Source organism: Nocardia yamanashiensis (assembly GCF_021183565.1).
Lineage (GTDB): Bacteria > Actinomycetota > Actinomycetes > Mycobacteriales > Mycobacteriaceae > Nocardia > Nocardia yamanashiensis.
Genome location: NZ_CP089226.1, coordinates 2,400,920 through 2,422,155 on the forward strand (window position 1 = coordinate 2,400,920; position 21,236 = coordinate 2,422,155).

19 protein-coding genes are annotated in these 21,236 nt (G+C 69.7%); 11 read left to right on the forward strand and 8 right to left on the reverse strand.

The window, feature by feature from the left end:
* Positions 1 to 141 precede the first annotated feature (141 nt).
* From lnt to LTV02_RS11630, 4 genes are all read right to left on the reverse strand, one after another.
* Entirely contained in the window at positions 142 to 2,046 is a 1,905-nt protein-coding gene (lnt, locus tag LTV02_RS11615) for an apolipoprotein N-acyltransferase (protein ID WP_408639354.1), read from the reverse strand.
* Entirely contained in the window at positions 2,036 to 3,631 is a 1,596-nt protein-coding gene (locus tag LTV02_RS11620; RefSeq protein WP_233039999.1) for an amidohydrolase, read from the reverse strand. The genes lnt and LTV02_RS11620 overlap by 11 nt, the downstream gene beginning before the upstream one ends.
* A gap of 139 nt (positions 3,632 to 3,770) precedes the next feature.
* On the reverse strand, positions 3,771 to 4,271 hold the full coding sequence (locus LTV02_RS11625) for an FxsA family protein (RefSeq protein WP_233040000.1): 501 nt from the start codon (positions 4,269 to 4,271) through the stop codon (positions 3,771 to 3,773).
* Between the two features lie 80 nt (positions 4,272 to 4,351).
* On the reverse strand, positions 4,352 to 5,014 hold the full coding sequence (locus LTV02_RS11630; protein ID WP_233040001.1) for a response regulator: 663 nt from the start codon (positions 5,012 to 5,014) through the stop codon (positions 4,352 to 4,354).
* Positions 5,015 to 5,098: 84 nt separating this feature from the next.
* Here LTV02_RS11630 and LTV02_RS11635 point away from each other — a divergent pair, with 84 nt between their 5' ends.
* Positions 5,099 to 5,677 (forward strand): TetR/AcrR family transcriptional regulator, encoded by a 579-nt coding sequence (locus tag LTV02_RS11635; protein ID WP_233040002.1) that lies wholly within the window; start codon positions 5,099 to 5,101, stop codon positions 5,675 to 5,677.
* A gap of 77 nt (positions 5,678 to 5,754) precedes the next feature.
* Here the strand turns inward: LTV02_RS11635 and LTV02_RS11640 are convergent, their stop codons facing one another.
* Positions 5,755 to 7,155 (reverse strand): sensor histidine kinase, encoded by a 1,401-nt coding sequence (locus LTV02_RS11640; protein WP_408639355.1) that lies wholly within the window; start codon positions 7,153 to 7,155, stop codon positions 5,755 to 5,757.
* A 344-nt stretch (positions 7,156 to 7,499) separates the two neighbouring features.
* Between LTV02_RS11640 and LTV02_RS11645 the strand changes: the two genes are divergently transcribed.
* On the forward strand, positions 7,500 to 8,267 hold the full coding sequence (locus LTV02_RS11645) for a TSUP family transporter (protein ID WP_067709186.1): 768 nt from the start codon (positions 7,500 to 7,502) through the stop codon (positions 8,265 to 8,267).
* 117 nt (positions 8,268 to 8,384) lie between these two features.
* On the opposite strand, the gene LTV02_RS11650 is transcribed toward LTV02_RS11645, so the two are convergent.
* Positions 8,385 to 10,523 (reverse strand): TetR family transcriptional regulator, encoded by a 2,139-nt coding sequence (locus tag LTV02_RS11650; protein ID WP_233040003.1) that lies wholly within the window; start codon positions 10,521 to 10,523, stop codon positions 8,385 to 8,387.
* A gap of 187 nt (positions 10,524 to 10,710) precedes the next feature.
* On the opposite strand from LTV02_RS11650, the gene LTV02_RS11655 reads away from it, so the two are divergent.
* The 4 genes from LTV02_RS11655 to LTV02_RS11670 all read left to right on the forward strand — a co-directional run bounded on the left by LTV02_RS11655 (position 10,711) and on the right by LTV02_RS11670 (position 15,382).
* Positions 10,711 to 12,237 carry a TldD/PmbA family protein gene (locus tag LTV02_RS11655; protein ID WP_233040004.1) on the forward strand — a complete coding sequence of 509 codons (1,527 nt, stop codon included), beginning with the start codon at positions 10,711 to 10,713 and terminating at the stop codon, positions 12,235 to 12,237.
* A gap of 22 nt (positions 12,238 to 12,259) precedes the next feature.
* Positions 12,260 to 13,657, forward strand: coding sequence for a TldD/PmbA family protein (locus LTV02_RS11660; protein ID WP_233041554.1), 1,398 nt, complete (start codon positions 12,260 to 12,262; stop codon positions 13,655 to 13,657).
* Positions 13,658 to 13,674: 17 nt separating this feature from the next.
* Positions 13,675 to 14,214, forward strand: coding sequence for a hypothetical protein (locus LTV02_RS11665; RefSeq protein ID WP_233040005.1), 540 nt, complete (start codon positions 13,675 to 13,677; stop codon positions 14,212 to 14,214).
* A 235-nt stretch (positions 14,215 to 14,449) separates the two neighbouring features.
* Positions 14,450 to 15,382 carry a S1C family serine protease gene (locus LTV02_RS11670; RefSeq protein WP_233041555.1) on the forward strand — a complete coding sequence of 311 codons (933 nt, stop codon included), beginning with the start codon at positions 14,450 to 14,452 and terminating at the stop codon, positions 15,380 to 15,382.
* Between the two features lie 4 nt (positions 15,383 to 15,386).
* On the opposite strand, the gene LTV02_RS11675 is transcribed toward LTV02_RS11670, so the two are convergent.
* The gene (locus LTV02_RS11675) at positions 15,387 to 16,109 is read right to left on the reverse strand and encodes a TetR/AcrR family transcriptional regulator (RefSeq protein WP_233040006.1); all 723 of its coding nucleotides are present in this window, start codon (positions 16,107 to 16,109) and stop codon (positions 15,387 to 15,389) included.
* 222 nt (positions 16,110 to 16,331) lie between these two features.
* Between LTV02_RS11675 and LTV02_RS11680 the strand changes: the two genes are divergently transcribed.
* From LTV02_RS11680 to LTV02_RS11695, 4 genes are all read left to right on the forward strand, one after another.
* A complete protein-coding gene (locus LTV02_RS11680; RefSeq protein ID WP_233040007.1) occupies positions 16,332 to 17,462 on the forward strand; it encodes an alcohol dehydrogenase catalytic domain-containing protein in 1,131 nt (376 codons plus the stop codon).
* Between the two features lie 133 nt (positions 17,463 to 17,595).
* Positions 17,596 to 18,093 carry a pyridoxamine 5'-phosphate oxidase family protein gene (locus LTV02_RS11685; protein ID WP_067723075.1) on the forward strand — a complete coding sequence of 166 codons (498 nt, stop codon included), beginning with the start codon at positions 17,596 to 17,598 and terminating at the stop codon, positions 18,091 to 18,093.
* 29 nt (positions 18,094 to 18,122) lie between these two features.
* Positions 18,123 to 18,530 carry a YciI family protein gene (locus LTV02_RS11690; RefSeq protein ID WP_233040008.1) on the forward strand — a complete coding sequence of 136 codons (408 nt, stop codon included), beginning with the start codon at positions 18,123 to 18,125 and terminating at the stop codon, positions 18,528 to 18,530.
* Positions 18,527 to 19,672, forward strand: a complete 1,146-nt coding sequence (locus LTV02_RS11695) for an RNA polymerase sigma factor (protein WP_233040009.1) — start codon at positions 18,527 to 18,529, stop codon at positions 19,670 to 19,672. Before LTV02_RS11690 ends, LTV02_RS11695 begins: the two co-directional genes overlap by 4 nt.
* A 251-nt stretch (positions 19,673 to 19,923) precedes the next feature.
* Here the strand turns inward: LTV02_RS11695 and LTV02_RS11700 are convergent, their stop codons facing one another.
* On the reverse strand, positions 19,924 to 20,196 hold the full coding sequence (locus LTV02_RS11700; protein WP_067723069.1) for a helix-turn-helix domain-containing protein: 273 nt from the start codon (positions 20,194 to 20,196) through the stop codon (positions 19,924 to 19,926).
* 80 nt (positions 20,197 to 20,276) lie between these two features.
* Between LTV02_RS11700 and map the strand changes: the two genes are divergently transcribed.
* Positions 20,277 to 21,044 carry a type I methionyl aminopeptidase gene (map, locus tag LTV02_RS11705; protein WP_233040010.1) on the forward strand — a complete coding sequence of 256 codons (768 nt, stop codon included), beginning with the start codon at positions 20,277 to 20,279 and terminating at the stop codon, positions 21,042 to 21,044.
* Positions 21,045 to 21,236: the final 192 nt, after the last annotated feature.

The window sequence follows — 21,236 nt, forward strand, 5'->3', positions numbered from 1 at the left end:
ACCAACTCGGGCAAAACGCGCCAAAACGGGCTGACTGAACAGCACTCTGGCTATGCGCTGGCGAATTGAGAATCGCCGCCGCGGGACGGCCCTCGTCGCACGAGCCCGCGGTCTATCCGATGATGTTTCCGGGCCGGATGGTTACCGGCCCACCTGGTCGCCGGCCGGCGTCGCAGGGGTGCGCGTCCGCCGCCGAATCACTGCCGCCACAGCGGCAGCCGCGGCCAGAATACACAAGATCCGTTCGGGCGCGGGGCCGAAACGGGTGGCGAGTGTCGTGTCCGTTTGCAATTGCAGTTGCGCCACCAGCGCCGCCGGAACGAACTGTTCAGTCTGCTGTTGGATGGCGCCGTCGGCGGTGATGATCGCGCTGACGCCGGTGGTCACCGAGACCACCACGGCGCGGCCGTGTTCCACCGCGCGGATGCGCGACATGGCCAGCTGCTGGAAGGTCATCTCGCTGTCGCCGAAGGTGGCGTTGTTGGACGGCACCGCCAGAATCTGCGCGCCCGCCTCCACCGCTTCCTGGAAGGCGCGGTCGAAGACCACCTCGTAACAGGTGGCGATGCCGATGGCCACCGGCGCGCCGCCGTTCGCGGGCCGCACGTGCACCACGCCGTCGCCGGAGCCCGGGACGAAATAGCCTGCCCGGTCGGCATAGTCGGAGAAGTGCCGGAAGAAGCTGCGCATCGGGAGGTATTCACCGAAGGGCTGGATGATCTTCTTGTCGTGCCGCTCCCCCGGCCCGTCCGCGCCGTTCCACACGATCACCGAATTGGTGGTGGTCCGATCGTCGTTGACGAGTACCGCCCCGACCAGAATGGGGGCCTTGATGTCTCGTGAGGCCTGGGTGATGAGCGCCCGCGCGTCGGCATTGCGCAGCGGATCGATATCGGAGGAGTTCTCCGGCCAGATGACCACGTCCGGCTGCGGGGCCTGGCCCGCGGCAACGGCTTTCGCCAGTTCCTCGGTGCGCTTGACGTGATTGTCGAGAACCGCGCGGCGCTGGGAATTGAAGTCCAGGCCCAGGCGCGGCACGCTGCCCTGGATGGCGGCGACCGTGATCGGCCGGTTGCCGTCGTCCGGGCGGGGCAGCGCGGTCCGGAGGATCACTCCGGTGAAGGGAACTATAGCCACAAGCATTGCCGCAGCAACAATCCGCGTCCACGATGTGGGACGCGAAGCCCCCCATCTGGGAGAATCCGACACACCGCCCGACACGCCCACAGCGCCCGTTTCCGGCAGCCCGCGCACGATCAGCGCCGCCAGCGCGGTGCCCGTCAGCGCCACCGCGAAACTCACCAGCGGCGCCCCGCCGATCATGGCGAAGGGCAGATACCACCCGTCGGCCTGCCCGAAAGCCAGCCGCCCCCAGGGAAACCCGCCGAACGGAAAGCTCGACCGCCCCCATTCGGTCAACGACCAGGCGGCGGCCACCCACAGCGGCCACCCCGGCAACCGCCCGACGAGCCGCACCAGCACCCCGAACAACCCGATATACACCGCGCACACCGTCGACAACGCGATCCACGGCACCGGCCCCACATAGATCCCGGTCCACGGCAGCAACGGCAGGAAGAATCCCAAGCCCGCCAGGAACCCGTACCCGAATCCCCCACGCAGCCGCCCGTTTCCACGCACCGCGAGCACCAGCACCGCGACCCCCACCGGAGCCAGGAACCACAGCGTCCGCGGCGGAAAACTCGCGAACAGCAACAGCCCGGCGACCACCGCCGCCACCGCGCGCGACAGCACCGGATGTCTGCCGAGGACCGCGATTACACGCGCGCCGATCCCCGGCTCGCCGCCCCTGACGCTGCTGGCGCCGGAACCGTCGGAAGCAACCGGATCCGCACCGGATTCCACTGCGAAACCTTGACTTTCGGTCGGAGCGATACCGGTCCCACCCTGCCGGTCGGGGCTCACCGCATTCGCGGCTCCGGACGCGTCGTCGCGCGGCCCGGTCGCCCCGGACGGCCCGGCTGCCGCGAGATCGCCGGATTCGGCTGCGCCGGAGGAGTTTCCGGGGCGGGACTCAGGCGGCATGGATGGTGACCCCGCGGTGCACGGTGCGCAGGCAGCGCGGCAGCGGGGCGCCCGGGTGCAGCGGAGGCAGGCCGGGAACACGGGAGCGCGGGTCGGTGGACCAGCGCTGGACCGTATCGGAGGCGGCGGCCACGACAAGCTCCTCGGCGTCCCAGATCGCGTACGACGCCGGGGCGCCGGCGACGAGGGTGCCGGCCATGCCGTCGCGGACGCCGCCGGCGCGCCAGGCGCCGCGGGTGGCGGCGGCGAAGGCGGCGCGGGGGGAGATCTGGTGGCCGGGGGTGCGGTGGTGGGCGGCCGCGCGGATGGCTTCCCAGGGGCTGAGCGCGGTGACCGGGGCGTCGGAGCCGATGGCCAGGGAGATGCCGGCGGCGGCCATGGCGGAGAAGGGGTTCAAGGTGGCGGCGCGGTCGGCGCCCAGGCGGGTGGCGTACATGCCGTCGGGGCCGCCCCAGGCGGCGTCGAAAGCCGGTTGGACGCTGGCGATCACGCCCCATTGGGCGAGTTTCGCGATCTGGTCGGCGTCGATCATCTCGGCGTGCTCGAGGCGATGGCCGCGCGAGGCGACGGCGGGGCCGCCGAGCTGGGTGACGACGCGTTCGAAGCCGGTGACGACCGCGTCCATGGCGGCGTCGCCGATGACGTGGAAGCCGGTCTGGATGCCCGCTTCGGTGCAGGCCAGGATGTGCGCGGTGATCGCGTCGGCGTCGAGGTAGGCGGTGCCGAGGGTGTCGCGGTCGGCGTAGGGGGCGCGCAGCAGGGCGGTGTGCGAGCCGATGGAGCCGTCGACGAACAGGTCGCCGCCGAGGGCGTGCACGCCCAGTTCCTTGACCAGGGTGCGGGCTTCGTCGGCGGTGCGCACGGCCTGGCCCCAGTAGGCGCGCACTTCCACGCCGTGGGTGAACTCGAGGAGTTCGCGCACGTCGGTCTCGCCGGAGATGTCGGGGCCGGCGCATTCGTGCACGGCCACAATGCCGTTCGCGGCGGCGGCATCCAGGGCGGCCCGGCGGGCGCGGTCGCGCTGGGTGCGGTCCAGGGCGCCGAGGGCGGCGGCCCGCACGCGGTGGTGGGCGTCGGCGCGCAAGGGTTCGCCGCGGGTGAATCCGGTGGCTTCGGTGATGCCGGGGACCGTGTCGAGCAGTGCGGCGGAGGCCATCGCCGAATGTGCGTCCACGCGAACCAGATACACCAGCCGGCCGGGTGCGGCGGTTTCGATTTCCTCGACCGACGGCGGCCGCCCTTCCGGCCAGGTGGTCTCGTCCCACCCGTCGCCGAGGAGCGCGCCGCCGGGGTGCGCGGCCGCGAAAGCCGCCAGCAGCTCCAGGCATTCACGCAGCGAGGCCGCCGCCGACAGATCCAGTCCGGTGAGTTTCAATCCCAGCGCGGTGACGTGCACGTGCGGGTCCACGAAGGCGGGCGCGACGAACGCGCCGCCGAGGTCCACGATGTCCGCGTCCGGGTGCAAGGCCCGCCCCGCCCGGTCCAGTCCGACCCAGCTCACCACCCCGTCGGTGACGGCCATGGCCGTCGCGTCGGGATTACTGGAACTGTAGACACGACCGCCGACAAGCAACTGGGTACTCACGAGTTTCCAGTCTGCCCCACGCGCGCGTCCCGCCCGCAACCGCACCGGCCCACTGTGACCTGGGTCCAATACGAAAGGGCTGGGCGCCCATTGGACACCCAGCCCGCCAATTACCGATAGCCGTCGGCTATCTGAAGACTTATCGCGGATCGATGGCCCGGAAGCCGCCGTTCTTGCCCTGACCGTCGTCGTACCACTCGTTCACCACGGTGGCGTCGATGACCTCACCGTCCGGGTCGATGACCACATTGCGGTACCCGTAGGGCCCGACCGCCGTGGCGACCCGGCTCAGCCGTCGCGCCGCGAACGCCGCCACCACCGGCCGCAGCACGAACCGGGTGAACGGCACCAGCGCCAGCAGACCCAGCATCGAGGTCAGCAGGCCGGGCACGAACATCAGCACCGCGCCCACGGTGACCAGCGCGCCGTCGGCGACCGCCGTGGTCGGCTCGACCTCGCCGCGCGCGGCCTTGCGGAAACCCTCGAACACCTTGCGGCCCTGCGAGCGCACCAGCACCAGCCCGGCCGCCGAACCCAGGGTCAGCAGCGCGATGGTCGGGAACACCCCGATGAGGTGCCCGAACACCACGAGCGTGGCGATCTCGGCGATGAAGTACAGCGCGAACAATACGGCGGGCATGGCGGCGATCCTTTCGATCGATCTACCCTCCCCAACGCGCGAGCCCCCGATTTTTCTCCCGCCTGCGTCCCGCCTCACACTCAGGCGCTGCCGGGACGAACCAGACCGGTTTCGTAGGCGAGCACCACGGCCTGCACGCGATCGCGCAGGTCGAGCTTGGTCAGCACCCGCCCGACATGGGTTTTCACGGTGGCCTCGGACAGGAACAGCGCCGCGGCGATCTCCGCGTTCGAGCGCCCGGCGGCGATGTGCTCGAGCACCTCGCGTTCGCGCGCGGTGAGCGCGTCCAGCACCGACGGGTCGCGGCCCGCCCCGGGCGCATCGGCGATGAGCCGGTCCAGCAGCCGTTTGGTCACCTTGGGCGAGACCACCGCATCGCCCGCCGCGACGCTGCGGATCGCGGACACCAGATCCTCCGGCGGGGTGTCCTTGAGCAGGAACCCGCTCGCCCCGGCCCGCAGCGCACCCAGCGCGTGCTCGTCCAGATCGAAGGTGGTCATGACGAGAACCCGGCTGCCGCAACCGGATTCGATGATGCGCACGGTCGCGGTCACCCCGTCGATGACCGGCATCCGCACATCCATCAGCACCACGTCCGGGCGCAGTTCGGCGGTCCGGGTGATGGCGGTGGCCCCGTTGTCGGCCTCCCCCACCACTTCGATATCGGGTTGCGCGCCGAGCACCATTCGCAATCCCGCCCGCATGAGCTCTTGGTCGTCGACTACCAGCACAGTGATCGGCACGCTCATCAATCTATCGGCCGCACACCGCAACCGGGGCAGCCCCGTCCCGGAGACGACACGATCCGTTCCCGGTACCCTGTCGCGATGGCCTACGCACCGAACGCGGCACGGCGCAGCGAATCGAGCCGCCGCGCGGTCTTGGCGGCCACCGCGGAGCTGTGTGCCGAGTTCGGGTACGGCCGGTTGACCATCGAGGCCATCGCCGCCCGGGCCGGGGTCAGCAAGAAGACGATCTACCGGTGGTGGCCGTCCATCGGCGCGGTCGTGGTCGAGCTCATCGACGAAACCGCGGACGAGGTGGCTACGCATCCCGATACCGGTGATCTGTTCACCGATCTGCGCACCCAGCTCGGCAATGTCATCGCCCTGCTGTCGCCGCCGGAGACGTCGCTGTTCGCGGGGCTGATCGCGGCCGCGCAATCCGATCCCCAGCTGGCCGGTGAACTGCGCGACCGCCTGATCCAGCCGCGCATCGAGGAATTCCACCGCCGGATCCGCAGTGCCAAAGCCCTCGGCCAGCTGCCCGCCGACGCTGATCCGGCCATCGCCTTGGATCTGCTCTACGGGCCGATCTACCACCGGTTGGCGTTCCACCTGGGCATGCCCGAAGGCGAATACCTGGATTCGCTCATCCGGCACACCCTGCGCGCACTCGGCGGCTGACCGCGGCTCGGCGCTCCGCCGGCGGCTCGATAGCCGGGCGCGCCGGTCCAGGCAGACGGCTCAGGGCGCGCCCCCGTCTAGTCGATGTCGGTGCGATCCAGCGGGATGGTGGCGCGCACCGACCAGCCGCCCTGCGGATTCCGTCCCGTCGACAGCGTGCCGCCCAGCACGGCGATGCGTTCGCGCATGCCGACCAATCCCAGTCCGCTGCCGGGGATTCGGAGCGCGGGGCCGAGCGTCCCAGCGGCGCCGGAAGTGGCCGGGCCGCATCCGCTTCCGGTCTGACCGCGTCCGCCGCCGGTCCCCTGCGTGCGAGCCGGGGCGGGCGGGCCCGGGATATCGGACGGGCGCGCCCCCGGCATCGCCTGCCCGGCGGGCACGCCCGCGGTGGCTTCCAGGCTGGCGGGGGTATGCCAGCGCGGCCCGGAACCGTTGCGCGGCTCGGGGCTCGGCGTCGGTTCGGTGGCGAGCCCACGGGAATCGACGATCTCGACGAGCACATCGGTGTCGCGGCGGGCGACGGTGACGCGCGCGGACGGTGTGGGACCGGCGTGGCGCAGGGTGTTGGTGAGCGACTCCTGAACGATCCGGTGAATACCGAGGCTGACTTCCGGACTGACGGTGTCGATTTCGCCGGTCAGTTCCAGGGAGACCTGCAATCCGGTATTGCGCATCATCTCCACGACCTTGGCGATGCCGGCGGTCCCGTGCTGCGGAAGTTGTTCGGGGGCATGCTCGGTGCGCAGCAACTCGACGGTCCGCCGCAGTTCGCGCAGGGCGTCGCGACCGGTGCCGGCGATGGTGGCGAGGGCTTTCTCGGCGGTGTCCGGGTCGTGGCGCAGGGCGTAGCGGGCGCCGTCGGCCTGCACGATGATGACGCTGACGGCGTGCGCGACCACGTCGTGCAGTTCGCGGGCGATGCGGGTGCGTTCGGCGGCGACGGCATCGTGGGCGCGGCGTTCGCGGTCGTAGTCGGCGACGGCCAGGCGGGCGGCCACCTCGTTGTCGTAGGCGTGGCGGGCGCCGACGAATTCGGCCAGGGTCCAGCACAGGGCGTAGAAGAGGGCGGTGAACGCATTGTCCGCACCCTCGGGCTTGCCCAGCATCGCATAGGAGAACACGCTGTCGAGCAGCAGCAGAGCCAGGTAGATCAGTCCCTCGCGCCGCCCCACATAGCCGACCAGCGTGTAGAGCATGATCCCCAGACCCAGCAATGCCGGATGCGCCGCATCCTGGTCGCTCCCCGCCCAATTCGTCACCGTGAGCGTGGTCGAGGCCAGCACCAGCGCCAGCGCCGCCGCCTTCGGATAGGTCCGCCGGAACACGAGCGGCGCCACCAGCAGCACGCTGAGCACCAGGTAGGCGACCTTGTTGCGACTCTCCCCCACCGCGAGCACATCGATGACGAGCAGTCCGAGCGCGAGCAGCGAATCGGAAACCATGGGCTTGCCACGCAGCCACAGACTGAACCGGCGCACCACCCCACCCTAGTAGCTGCGCCCGGCATGCCCGGATTCCGCGCGGCCGCCGGCGTCCGCTCCGCACGGAAACCCGAGCGACCGGGCTCCTTCGTCGGCGTCCCGGCGACCAAGGCCGATCGCTCGTCATCCCCCGGGACGACCCAAGTCGGCTTTAGTGCACGGAGCGCGGCCAACAGACACCGGCAGCCGCGGGTCACCCGGCGGCGAGCAGCAGCGACGGCGGACAGCGGACAGCGGGCAGCGGGCAGCGACGGATGGCGACGGACAGCAAGCAGCGGCGGGGGACGACGGGCAGCGGTGGCGGTTTGCCCGGAGTTGGCGCGGTCTGGTTGGGTTCCGGTGTGAGTCTTGCGGACTGGGCGGTATTGCTTACGGCGGCGACGGCGGCCGGATGGGTCGACGCGGTGGTGGGCGGTGGCGGGCTGATCGTGCTGCCGACCCTGTTCGTGGTGCTGCCCGGTGTGGTTCCGCAGACCGCGTTGGGCACGAACAAGCTGGCGGCTTTCTCCGGTACCAGTGCCGCGGTGATCACGTTCGCTCGCAAGGTTCCGCTGAATTGGAAACAGCTGCTGCCCGCGGCCGCCCTGGCGGCGGTCGCCGCCGCGTGTGGGTCGGCAGCGGTCGGGCTCATCGACCGCGCGTTGTTCATCCCCATCGTGATGGTGGTGCTGGTCGGCGTGGCCATCTTCGTCACCGCCCGCCCGGCCATCGGCGTCACCATGGCCACGCATCCGCCGACTCGCCGCAAAACCCTGCTGGTCCTGGGCCTGGCCGCCGGTCTCATCGGTCTCTACGACGGCATCCTCGGCCCCGGCACCGGCACCTTCCTGATCATCACCTTCGCCACCCTGCTCGGCACCGAATTCGTCCGCGCTGCAGCCATGGCCAAGGTCGTCAACTGCGGCTCCAATCTCGGTTCCCTGGTCTTCCTCGGCGCTACTGGGCACGTGCTGTGGACCCTCGGTCTGGCCATGGCGGTGGCCAATGTCGCCGGTTCCATCGTCGGCTCCCGCATGGCCCTCGCGCGCGGCGCCGGTTTCGTCCGCATCGTGCTGTTGGTCGTGGTGATCGCCATGGTGATCCGCCTCGGCTGGCAGCAATTCGCCTGACCCGCGCGGAACTACCTCACCGCGGCGACGAAACGGCCCGGCCGGGAACGAATCCCGGCCGGGCCGTCTGCGCGCTTCGACATCACCGCCGAACGAAATCGCGTGACGATCCCGCCGCTACACCAGCACCTCGTCGTCGGCCGCGGTCCCGGCGACATCGGATGCCGTAGCGGCGGCATCGCTTCCGTCGTTCCCCGGCCCGTCCGGCTCGGCAGCGTGCTCCGGCTCGGTGGTGGATCCGACGGTATCGACCATGGACCCCGGATCGACCGCGGCCGTCTCCGCGTTCTCGCCCTCTCCGAACGCGTTCCCGGCCCGCATGTTCCGCACCGCTTCCTTGTACAGCTTCCCGGCATCGGCGTATTCCAGTCGGGCGCTCGCCTCCGAGATCGGGCGGAACACCGACGAATTCACATGCAAGCGCGATCGCCACGCCGGCACCACCACGTTCGGCCGGGGCGGCAGCGGCGCGGCGATCTCCTGCACCACGAACTCCCCGGACCCGCCGCGCGCGGGCGCAACAGGCTGCGCGGCCCCGGCCGACGGGCGCGCCGCCGCGTCCCCGGACGGATCCCCTTCGGCACGCGGCGAATTCCCCGACGGCCCGCCGCTCTCGCCGGGGGCATCCGCGCGCGGACTCACGATCGCGGCCCCCGCACCGCGCACAGCGGCCGCCAGATCGTGCAGCCGTGCCGCCGCGGACGGACCGGACCGTTCCACCTGCCCGGCACCGCGACCCGCCGCCTCGGCGCCGGCCCCGTCCTGCCCACTGTTCCCGGTGCCCCACACGACGGCGCTCCGGCGCAACGCACTGGACGCGACAGACTCCGAACCACTGCCCGCGACACCGGAACGGCTCGATTCCCCGCCGTCGCGACGCTGTCCCGAATCCGGCGATGCGTCCGCCGCCCGGAAACCGCCCGGCGCCACCGACTCCCGGCTCACACCCGAAGCTTCGGTGTCACCGAGACGCCGAGCGCCCGGCGTGCCATGCGAGTCGTCACCGTGACGCATGGGATCGGCCTCGGCATCCTGAGCCCCACGGCTCTCGGTGCCCGCGGACCGCAGCTGCGGCGCAGGTCGGTAGCCGTCGACCCGCACGTCGTTCGAAGGCCCGGCAGAGCGCGCACCGCCGTTCCCGCCGGCACCGTCGATTCCACGCCGGGTGGCGTCATCGAGGTGGTGCGAGGTGTCGCCCCGTGCGGCATGCGAGCCGGACCAGCCGGACCGATCGTCCTCGGCGCGAGCGTCTTCGGCGCGGATCTCGTCGGTATCCGCCGAAGCCGAGTCGGATTCGCCCGCGCGCAGGGCCGCTTCGCGCACTCCGGACAGCCCCGATGCGAACGCGTGGGGGCCGACCTCGTCATCAAGGGGATGCAACGGCACCGAGGACTCCGCGTCGACCCGGGTATCCGCGCGACGCCGATTCTGGTTGTCGCCGGCGAGATCTCGCGTATCGGCCAAGACCGGTTCCAGGCCCGGGCGTTGATGCGCAGCGGGATTGTCGTCGGCCGTGCGAGGGCGGGAAGCCGAATCCGCGGGCGAGTCGGGCCTGTCGCGTTCGCTGTCGGCACCGGTGGGCCCGGCGCTCGCTGTCGCCGACGCGGCCGGGTCGCCAGCGGTTTGCCCGGGAGCCGGATTGAGCCAGGGGGCAAGGACTTTGTTGGTGACCTCGCCGATCTGACGGTGCAGGCGGTCGGGGTCGGCGGCGCCGGCGGGGTGGGCGAAAAGGGCGGTCAGGGCCCCGGAGACGGCGCCGACGACCGCGCCCACCAGTGCGGCGGCTTCGACCTCGTCGAGTTCGTCAGGGAAGGCCGCACGCAGGTGGTGGGCGATCTCCATCTGGGCGGCGAGCTGGGCGTGCGCGGCACGGCCGCTCACGGCGGGGACGGTGCGAGAGACCTTGGCGCGCAGCACCGCTATCCGGGAGGCCAGGTTGTCGCCGAGATGATCGCCCGGGTTGTCACCGGCCGCGCGCAGGGCACGCAGCAGGACTTCCACGGGGCGTTCGTCGGGGCGGCGAGTGGCCACGGCATGGGCTGCGGCGGAGACTCTTTCGTCGGGTTCGGGGAAGAGCAGCTCTTCCTTGCTGGCGAAGTAGTTGAAGAACGTCCGGGTGCCGACTTCGGCCGCGGCGGCGATATCGGCGACGGTGGTCGCCTCGTAACCTCGGCTCTCGAACAGTTCGACGGCGGCCTCTTGCAGGGCGCGGCGGGTACGTTCTCGTTTGCGATCGCGGAGTGCGGATGGCGGCACGCGGACGGACAGTACGGCATTCGCGCAGCAAAACGCCGCATATCCAGGGCTTGTCGGGCGCGTTTCATACTGTGCCGGTTCGCACTTCGTGCATTCTTGCAGCGTGTGCCACTTTGCACGTTGTGTATTTCACTCCGGGTGAGCGTGTTGTTGATGCCCCTGCCGCTCGCCCTCTAGCGTGGAGCGGGTGAGCATCGCAACCAAGGTCGTGGACGAGCAGTTCCGCGCACTGCCATTGGCCGCGCTCGCCGACGCCGCGTTGTCGGCGGCGCGGGCGGCCGGGGCCGAGTACGCGGATCTGCGGGTGCACCGACTCCTGCAGCAGTCCATCCGGTTACGTGACGGCCGCGTCGAATCGGTGCGCGACAGTACCGATCTCGGTATCGCGGTCCGCGTGATCGTGGACGGCACCTGGGGTTTCGCCTCGCATGCCGACCTGTCCACCGCATCGGCGGCCGAAGTGGCACGCCGCGCAGTCACAGTAGCCAAGACTTTGCGGTCCCTCAACCGCGAGCGTGTGGAGCTGGCTCCGGAGCCGGTGTACGCCGACGCCGAATACGTCTCGCCGTACGAGGTGGACCCGTTCGAGGTCGCCACCCCGGATAAAGTCGCACTGCTGCTGGATTATTCGGAGCGGCTCAAGTCCGCGGACGGCGTGGATCACGTGACGGCGAGCGTGCTGCAGGTCAAGGAGCAGACCTTCTACGCCGACAGTTTCGGCTCGCGCATCACCCAGCAGCGGGTGCGCCTGCATCCGGACCTGGAAGCCATCACCGTCGATCCGGCCGCGGGCGTGTTCGAGACCATGCGCACCCTGGCCGCCCCGGCGGGCCGCGGCTGGGAGTACGTGACCGGCGCGGACGGAACCTGGGACTGGGCGGGCGAACTCGCGCGCATCCCGGAGTGGCTGGCCGAGAAGGTGAAGGCCCCGACCGTGCAGGCCGGGCCCACCGATCTGGTCATCGACCCCACCAATCTGTGGCTGACCATTCACGAGTCCATCGGCCACGCCACCGAGTACGACCGTGCCATCGGCTACGAATCGGCCTACGCGGGCACTTCTTTCGCCACCCCGGACAAGCTCGGCACCTTGAAGTACGGCACGCCGATCATGCATGTGACCGGCGACCGCACCGAAGCCCACGGCCTGGCCTCGGTCGGCTGGGACGACGAGGGCGTGGCCGGGCAGCGCTGGGATCTGGTGCGCGACGGCATCCTGGTCGGCTATCAACTCGATCGCGTCTTCGCGCCGCGGCTGGGCCTGGAGCGCTCGAACGGCTGCTCCTACGCCGACTCCGCGCATCACGTGCCGATCCAGCGCATGGCCAATGTGTCGCTGCAACCGGATCCGGTCAACGACACCAGCACCGCCGAACTCATCTCCCGGGTCGAGGACGGCATCTATATCGTCGGCGACAAATCCTGGTCGATCGATATGCAGCGCTACAACTTCCAGTTCACCGGCCAGCGTTTCTTCCGCATCCGCAACGGCGAACTCGCCGGCCAGCTGCGCGATGTCGCCTACCAGGCCACCACCACCGACTTCTGGGGTGCGATGGAAGCCGTCGGCGGCCCCTCGACCTGGGTGCTGGGCGGTGCGTTCAACTGCGGCAAGGCTCAGCCCGGACAGGTGGCGGCGGTCTCGCACGGCTGCCCGTCGGTGCTGGTGCGCGGCATCAATATTCTCAATACCCGCGCCGAAGCCGGGCAGTGAGGAAAGGACTTTCACGGTGAGTGTGCTCCCCGCCCCCGAGGTCGTCGAACGCGCGCTGCGGTCCGCCCGCGCCGATGAGACCGTGGTGATCGTCACCGACGCGCACGAGGCGTCGCTGCGCTGGGCCGGAAATTCCATGACCACCAATGGTTCCTCGGTCGCGCGGGACTGGGCGGTGGTGTCGGTGTTCCGCGACGGCCCGAATGCCGCGCGGGTCGGCAGCGTCAGTTCGACCAGTGTCGATCCGGCCGATATCGAGGCCGTGGTGCGCGCCAGCGAGGAGGCCGCGCGCACCGCCGAACCCGCGCGCGATGCCATGCCGCTGCTGGCAGCCGACGCCGTCGAGGCGGGCGCGCCCGATCAGCTGCTGGACTGGCAGGGCCCGCCCGCGACCACCGATATCGGGGTATTCGCGGGCCTGGCGCGCGATCTCGCACCGGGATTCGACGAAGCCGACACCCTCTACGGTTTCGCCCACCATCAGGTGCATTCGACCTGGCTGGGCACCTCCACCGGGGTGCGCCGCCGCTGGGTGCAGCCGACCGGTTCGCTCGAGATCAATGGAAAACGCGGCGCCGGAACCGATCTGGCCAGCGCCTGGGTGGGCGCGGGCACCACCGATTTCGCCGATGTCGACACCCCCGGCCTGCTCGCCGAACTCTCGCGCCGCCTGGACTGGTCCAAGCGCCGCGTGCAGCTGCCCGCCGGCCGCTACGAAACCCTGCTGCCGCCGTCCGCGGTCGCCGATCTCATGATCTACCTGGCCTGGTCCATGGAGGGCCGCGGCGCGCACGAGGGCCACACCGCCTTCGCCCGGGCCGGCGGTACCCGAATCGGCGAGCGGCTCACCGATATTCCGCTCACCCTCTACTCCGATCCGAGCGCGGCGGGCCTGCAATACCGGCCGTTCGTCGCGACGCCCGCCTCCTCGGAATCGCTGTCGGTGTTCGACAACGGGCTCACCGCCCAGCGCGCGGACTGGGTACGCGAGGGCGTCATCGAATCGCTGGTGTATCCGCGTGCCACCGCCGCCGAATTCGACGCCCCCGTCACGGTGCCGGGTGAAAACCTGCTCATGACAGGCGGTTCCGACGCGACACTGCCGGAGATGATCGCGAACACCGAACGCGGGCTGCTGCTCACCTGCCTGTGGTACATCCGCGAGGTGGATCCGGCCACGCTGCTGCTCACCGGTCTCACTCGCGATGGCGTGTACCTGGTCGAGAACGGTGAAGTGACCGGTGCGGTCAACAACTTCCGCTTCAACGAGAGCCCCCTGGATCTGCTGCGCCGGGTCTCCGAAGCCGGGCGCACCGAGATCACGCTGCCGCGCGAATGGAAGGACTGGTTCACCCGCACGGCCATGCCGCCCTTGCGGATTCCCGACTTCCACATGTCCTCGGTCAGCCAGGCGACATAGCTATCGGAAGGGACGCCATGCTCGCACGCGACCGCTCGGCCCGGATCGGCTTGGGCGGTCGCGCCGGTTGGAACGCGCTGGTGGCGGGCATGGCCGGGCTCGGCGTGCTGGAAGCGGCGATCCTGCACTTCGCGGGCACGGCTTTGCTGCCGTCGATGGCCGCCCATCTGCTGGACCTGGTGGTCGGCGTCCTGACACTGGCTTTCCTGCTCGCTGCCGCCTCCCCGCTGTGGACGCGGATCCGGATCGACGACACCACGATTCACGCACGCTTCGGCTGGCTCGGCTCCCTCGATATCGCCCGCGCCGAAGTGAGCGCGGTGGGCCCGCATCGCGCCACCCCGCAACGCCCGGCCCAGCTGGGCATGGATTTCGACGCCGAGTCCGGCTTGCTGTCGTGGGTTCGCTCCCCCACCTCGCCCCTGGTGCGCATCGACTTCGATGTATCGCTGCCCGCCCGCACTCAAGGCTGGAAACGAATCGAAGCCCGCTCCCTGCTGCTCAGCGTGGACGACGCCGACCACGCCCTCGCCGCACTGCACGGCTCGCCCCGATGAATCCGCTCCCGGTCCGCTGAACGAACTCGGGGCGCCGCTCGGCGCGGGCACCTGCCCGGATTGCGCTGTCGGCGAACGGGTTGTCGCCTCGCCGCCGCGCGCGCATCCTGAATTAGGGACTGTAATCATGTAATCGGGGACGGTGATCGTCGTGGACGACGAAGCGACCTTCTCGTCAGCGGCGAGACCGGACGATACGTCAGGCAATGGCGCAGCGGGAGAGCCGGGACCTGCGATGCTCGGCGGCCCGGCCGACGCCGAAGCCATGGATTCCTACTCGCGAACCGTGATCGCGGTAGCCGCCTCGGTGACACCGCACGTGGCGAGCGTGCAGACCCGGCGCGGAGGCGGCTCGGCGGTGGTGTTCACCGATGACGGATTCCTGCTCACCAACGCGCACGTGGTCGGCTCCGCACGCAACGGAACCATCGTGTTCGCCGACGGCGTCGAATCGAAATTCGATGTGGTGGGCGTGGACCCGCTCTCGGACCTGGCGGTACTGCGGGCCCGCAGCGGCGCACCGGACGCGGCGCTGCTCGGAGACGCGGACAACCTGGTCGTCGGGCAACTCGTGGTGGCCGTGGGCAGCCCGCTCGGATTGGCCGGATCGGTGACCGCCGGGGTGGTGAGCGCTCTCGGCCGCTCGGTACCGGTAGGCAACAACCGCGCCGCACGGGTGATCGAAGACGTGATCCAAACCGACGCCGCCCTCAACCCAGGCAATTCCGGCGGCGCCCTGGCCAATTCAGCCGGTCGAGTGGTCGGCATCAATACCGCCGTCGCCGGCATCGGCCTGGGCCTGGCCATCCCGATCAACATCACCACCCGCCGCATCATCACCACCCTGCTGCACGAAGGCCGGGTACGCCGCGCCTACCTCGGCGTCGTCGGCGTCCCCGCACCCCTGCCCGACGCCGTAGCCGCCCGCACCGGCCAGAACGCCGGCCTGCGCATCGTGGAAGTGGTCCGCGGCGGCCCCGCCGAACGCGCCGGCCTGCGCCGCGGAGACCTGGTGCTCAGCGTCGCCCGCCAGGAAGTCCGCGACGCCCAGGGCATCCAGCGCCAACTCTTCGCCGAGGCCATCGGCCGCTCACTGCCGGTGACCGTACTGCGCAACGGCGCCATGGTCGACGTGATCGCGGTCCCGGTCGAACTCACCGTCGACTAGGCGGTCATCGTTCGATGGCGGCTGCGCTGAATCCCATGCCTCGCATGGTGGTTCGCAGGTGTGCCTCGAACAGGGCGTCCGGGTCGGAAACCAGCTGGGCCAGGGTGCCGAAGGCCTCGGCAAGGAGGAACCCGGTGATGGACGCGAAGGCGCTGGTGATGATGCCGGGTATCGGGGAGTCTGCGGCGGCTTGCGTGTCGAGCAGGTAGGCCAGCAGTGGTCCCACCGACATCGCCGGCACCTCGGTCTGCTCCGGATCCGCCATCCCGGCGGCGACGGCCTCGAGGTAGGCGCCGGTGAGTGCGTTGACGAATCGGCGTGCCGCCGGCCCGGTCTCCTCGGGCGCGGCCTGGTATCCCGGGATCGGGGTCCCGCCGATCAGGGCGAATTCCGCGGGGTGCGCGAGTACCCATCGGCGCATCGCGTGGCATACGACTCGCCAGTTGCTCGCCGGACCGCAGTCCGCGGCGCGCTGGGCTTCAGCGATCGCGTCGGCCAGGTGGTTATAGGAATCGACGCACAGCGCGGTGATCAATGCCGACTGGTTCTCGAAGTACCGGAACGGCGCTGTCGGCGACATCCCCATCTCGCGGGCGATGGCGCGCAACGACAATCCGCCCGTCCCTTCCGTGGCCAGCTGCCGCCGAGCCAGCGTTTTGATCTGGGCGATGGTCTCGGCGCGGCGGAGCTCCCGGCGAGAAGTAGCCGTTTCGGGCGGCATGGACATCAGGCTCCTTGTACGGCGTGGAGGCGGACCGAGCCCGCCCCGGCTGCCCACATCCTACAAGAATCGTAAGCATCGCTCACAGAAGCCATGGCTGTCTATATCGCGATTAGCTGGGTTGTCCATCAAAAACAACCCTTGCAGTTTGTGAGCAGTGCATACAAAGTAGATACTGCTAACAAATAGGCGGGCTGCCGCGACAACCCACGCTGCGAAGGAGTTTTCGTGCGTGAACTCAACTTGCTGTCTCCCGGCACCATGGCCTGGCTCGATCGCCGCGACCCAGAACTGGAACGCGAGGACGACGTGATCGTGCGCCCGTTCGTCGCGGCGCGCTGCGATGCGGACTCGATCCCGACCACTCCGGCGCTGCTGCGGCTGGTGCGACTGGCCATGAAGGCGAAACTGCTCGATCCGATCGTTCGCGACGGTGTCGGCCCGACACCGTTCGCCGCGCCGTGCGCCCTCGGGCACGAATGCGTCGCCGAGGTGATCGAGGTCGGTGCGGCGGTCACCGCGGTCGCGGTGGGCGACAAGGTCGTGGTGCCGTGGTCGATCTCGTGCGGGCAATGCGCGCCGTGCCGCCGCGGACTGACGACGAAATGCGTGGTCAGCCGAAGCGAATCCGGCCGGGAACGACCTGTCGCGTGCTACGGAAACGGGCCGGTCGCAGGCGGATACGGCGGAATGGTCAGCGACCTGGTGCGCGTGCCCTACGGCAATCACATGCCGGCCCGATTACCCGACGGGCTCGACCCGCTCAGGGTCGCGGCCGCATCGGACAACCTCACCGATGGATGGCGTTGCGTCGCACCGTTTCTGCGTTACCGCCCCGAGGCGTCGGTATTGGTCGTCGGCGGGCTGGCGAAATCGGTGGGCCTGTACGCGGCGGGCATCGCGGCCGCGTTCGGTGCGAGGGTCGACTATCTCGACTCGAACCCGCGCCGGCTGGCGATCGCGGAATCATTGGGCGCCCGCCCCACCCAACGGCCGGGCCTGCTGCGGTTTCCGCGCGAACGCGGCGAGTACGACCTGGTCGTCGACGCCTCCAACCTCACCAACGGCCTCACCTACGCCGTGCGTTCGACCGCACCCGGCGGTGACTGCGTAGTGCCGAGCTACCACCTCGGCGCCTTCACTCCCGTCCCGCTCATGCACATGTCATGGACCGACATCACCTTGCACGTCGGCCCCTCACACCCCGCGGCGAGCCTGAGCGACATGCTGACCTGGATCCACGAGAACGCGTTTCCCGCCGAGAAAGTCACCACCGTCATCGCCGATTTCGACGACGCGCCCCTCGCCTACGAACAACGCGCGACCAAATGCGTGCTCTACCGCCCGCCCCTCACCTGACGCCGGCATCCACGTCCGAAACTATTTCGGGAAATTTTTCGCCCCGGATGTCGAGAACGCCGGTTCGGCTCCGTCCCTGGGATGACGAGCGACCACGAGCGGTCGCCGCGACACCGACGAAGGAGCACTCGCCATGGAACCGAACGAGATCGCCGAAATCCTGAACCGCCCGCTCAGCCAGGAACTGCTGGCCCGCGATCTGGCCCGGCTGGCCTATGTCGCCACCGACGGCACCCCACGCGCCATTCCGATCTCGTTCACCTGGAACGGCGCCGAGATCGTGCTGTGCACCACCAAGAACGCCCCGAAGTTGTTCGCACTGCGCAAGAATCCGATGGTGGCGCTGACCATCGACACCGAGGTTCATCCGCCCAAGATCCTGCTGCTGCGCGGGCGCGCCGAGCTCGATGTCGTCGACGGCATCCCGGAGGAGTTTCTGCAGATGAACGGCAGCTACGAGATGACCGCCGAGCAGCGGGTGGAATGGGAGGCAGAAGTGCGTTCGCTGTATGACGGCATGGTGCGCATCGTCATCACCCCGACCTGGGCCAAGCTCATCGATTTCGACACCACCCTGCCGAGCGCGGTCGAGGAACTGGTCCGCGAGCGCGCCGAACGTCAGCACGCCTGAGCCGGCACGAACACTTCGAGGAGACGATCATGGCTAAATACCTGCTGCTCAAGCACTATCGCGGCGCACCGGCTCCAGCCAACAATGTGCCGATGGACCAGTGGACGCCGGAGGAAGTCACCGCACATGTGCAGTACATGCAAGACTTCGCAGCCAAGCTGGAGGCCACCGGGGAGTTCGTCGAACATCGGGCGCTGGCCCCGCAGGGCGCCTGGGTCCGTTCCGACGGCGAGGGCCGCCCGCCGGTCACCGACGGGCCGTTCGCCGAGACCAAGGATTTGGTCGCCGGGTGGACCATCATCGACGTGGAATCCTATGAGCGCGCTTTGGAACTGGCCGCCGAACTGTCCGCCGCGCCCGGCGCCGGCGGCGTCCCGATCCAGGAATGGCTCGAGATCCGGCCCTTCTTCACCGCGCTGCCCACGGTCACCGAGTGAACGAGGCGCTGCTGCGGGATCTGGTGCCCGCGGTGATCGGCATCCTGGTCCGGCGCGGCGCTGATTTCGCCTCGGCCGAGGATGCCGTGCAGGAGGCGCTGATCCGGGCCTTGCAGACCTGGCCTGCCGACCCGCCGCACGATCCGAAAGCCTGGCTGGTGACGGCGGCCTGGCACCGGTTCCTCGATGCCGCCCGCGCCGAAACCGCGCGGCGCGGCAGGGAACTGGTCATCGACGCCGAGCCGCCGCCAGATCCGGTCCCGGGCACCGACGATTCGCTGTGGCTCTACTTTCTGTGCGCGCACCCGGCGCTGTCGCCCGCGTCGGCGGTGGCGTTGACCTTGCGCGCGGTCGGCGGCCTCACCACGCGGCAGATCGCGGCGGCCTATCTGGTGCCGGAAGCGACCATGGCGCAACGGATCAGCCGCGCCAAGAAGCGGCTGGGCGGGGTGCCATTGAACCAACCCGGGGATCCGGCGACGGTGTTGCGGGTGCTGTATCTGGTGTTCAACGAGGGCTACGGCGGCGATGTCGATCTGTCGGCCGAGGCCATTCGCCTGACCCGGCAGCTGGCCGCCGCCACCGACGAGCCCGAGGTGGCGGGTTTGCTGGCGCTCATGCTGCTGCATCATGCCCGGCGGGCGTCCCGGCTCGGGCCGGGCGGGCGGCTGGTGCCGCTCGCGGAACAGGACCGAAGCCGCTGGGACACCGCGCTGATCGCCGAGGGGGTGACGATCCTGCAGGCGGCGCTGGCCCGCGACCGTCTCGGCGAGTATCAGGCGCAGGCCGCGATCGCCGCCTTGCACGCCGATGCCCGCGTCGCCGCCGAGACCGATTGGGTGCAGATCGTCGAGTGGTACGACGAGTTGCTCAAGCTCACCAACAGCCCGGTGGTGCAACTCAATCGGGCGGTCGCGGTCGGTGAGGCCGATGGGCCGCACGCGGGATTGGCGGCGCTGGACCAGGTCGATCCGGGGTTGCCGCGCTACACCGCCGCGCGCGCCTATCTCGTCGAACGTACGGGTGATCTCGTACAAGCCGCCGAACTGTACGCGGCGGCGGCCCGCGCGGCCACCAGCGAGCCCGAACGCGACCACCTCACCCGCGAGTGCGCCCGCGTGCGGCAGCTATCACGTTCGTGAGGAAATCGTGGACGCGTCTGTGAGCACATCTTGGCCGGTCCGCGAGTACCTCGTGGCCGGTCCGTGAGCACCTCGTGGCCGTGTCCGTGAGCACGTCGCGGCTTGTTCGCGAGCACGTCGCGGCTTGTTCGCGAGCACGTCGCGGCTTGTTCGCGAGCACGTCGCGGCCTGTTCGTGAGCACCGCGGCTCCTGGGCGGTGCGACCGGCACGCGGTTTTCGCTGCTCGGAATCGGCTGTGGGTGGCGCGAATTCAGGAGGCCGAGCGGTGCAGTTCGGCCGACGTCGACTGCCATACCTCGGCCAGCTCGTCCAGGGGGATCTCCAGGGCGCGGGCGAGCGCGACGACCGTACCGAAGGCGGGGGTCGGCAGCCGCCCGGATTCGATCTTGCGCAAGGTTTCCGGCGAGATGCCCGCCGCGGCGGCGACCGCGGTGAGTTCACGTTCGGCGCGGGCGGCGCGCAGGGCGGCGCCGAGCCGGCGGCCGGCCTCGAGCTGGGCGGGAGTCAGCGGCAGTCGGACCATGCGGGCCACACTACGGTTGGTATTTAAATACCGCAAGCCGCTATGGTCGGTATAAAAATACCGAGCATTGGAGGTTCGTCATGGTGGAACTCAAGTCTGCCGAGGAGATCGCACGTATGCGAGTGACCGGCCGGTTCGTCGCGGATGTACTCGCCGAACTGCGCACGAAGGCGCAGATCGGGGTCAACCTCTTGGAACTGGAAGCCATCGTGCGCGAACGCATCCGCGAACGCGGCGCGGTGTCCTGCTACGTCGACTACTCGCCCTCCTTCGGGCGCGGACCGTTCCGCAACACCATCTGCCTGTCGGTCAATGACGCCGTCCTGCACGGACTTCCGCACGATTACGCGCTGCGCGACGGCGATGTGCTGAGCATGGACCTGGCCGTGAGCATCGACGGCTGGGTGGCCGATTCGGCGGTCACGGTCATCGTCGGCACCCCGGACCCGGAGGACGTGCGTCTGGTGCGCGCTACCGAGGAAGCCCTGGCCGCCGCTATCGAGGTGGCCCGCCCGGGTAATCGGATGGGCGATATCTCCGCCGCTATCGAAGCGGTCGCCCGCGCCAACGGCTACCGCGTGAACACCGAATACGGCGGCCACGGCCTGGGCCGCACCATGCACGAGGACCCGCACGTGTCCAATGCCGGCCGCCCCGGACGCGGCTTCCGCCTCACCCCCGGCCTCACCCTGGCCATCGAGCCCTGGTTCGCCCGCACCACCGACCGCGTCTACACCGATCCCGATGGCTGGACCATCCGTTCCGCCGACGGCTCGCACACCGCCCATTCCGAGCACACCATCGCCATCACCGACTCCGGCGCGGAGGTGCTCACACTGCCCGCCTGAACCCAATTTCCGGCCCCTGACCGGGCGATTTCATCCCACTCTCCGGGTCTGCCCCTGCCGTGAGCTTGACCACAGTGCTGTGATCCAGTTAACGTTCCGTTCACTAAGCGCCCGCTTAGCTGCTCCACGTGACCTGAACCACGCATCCGGTCCGAATGATCCAACCATTCGGGTTCCAAGTTGGTTCAGGGA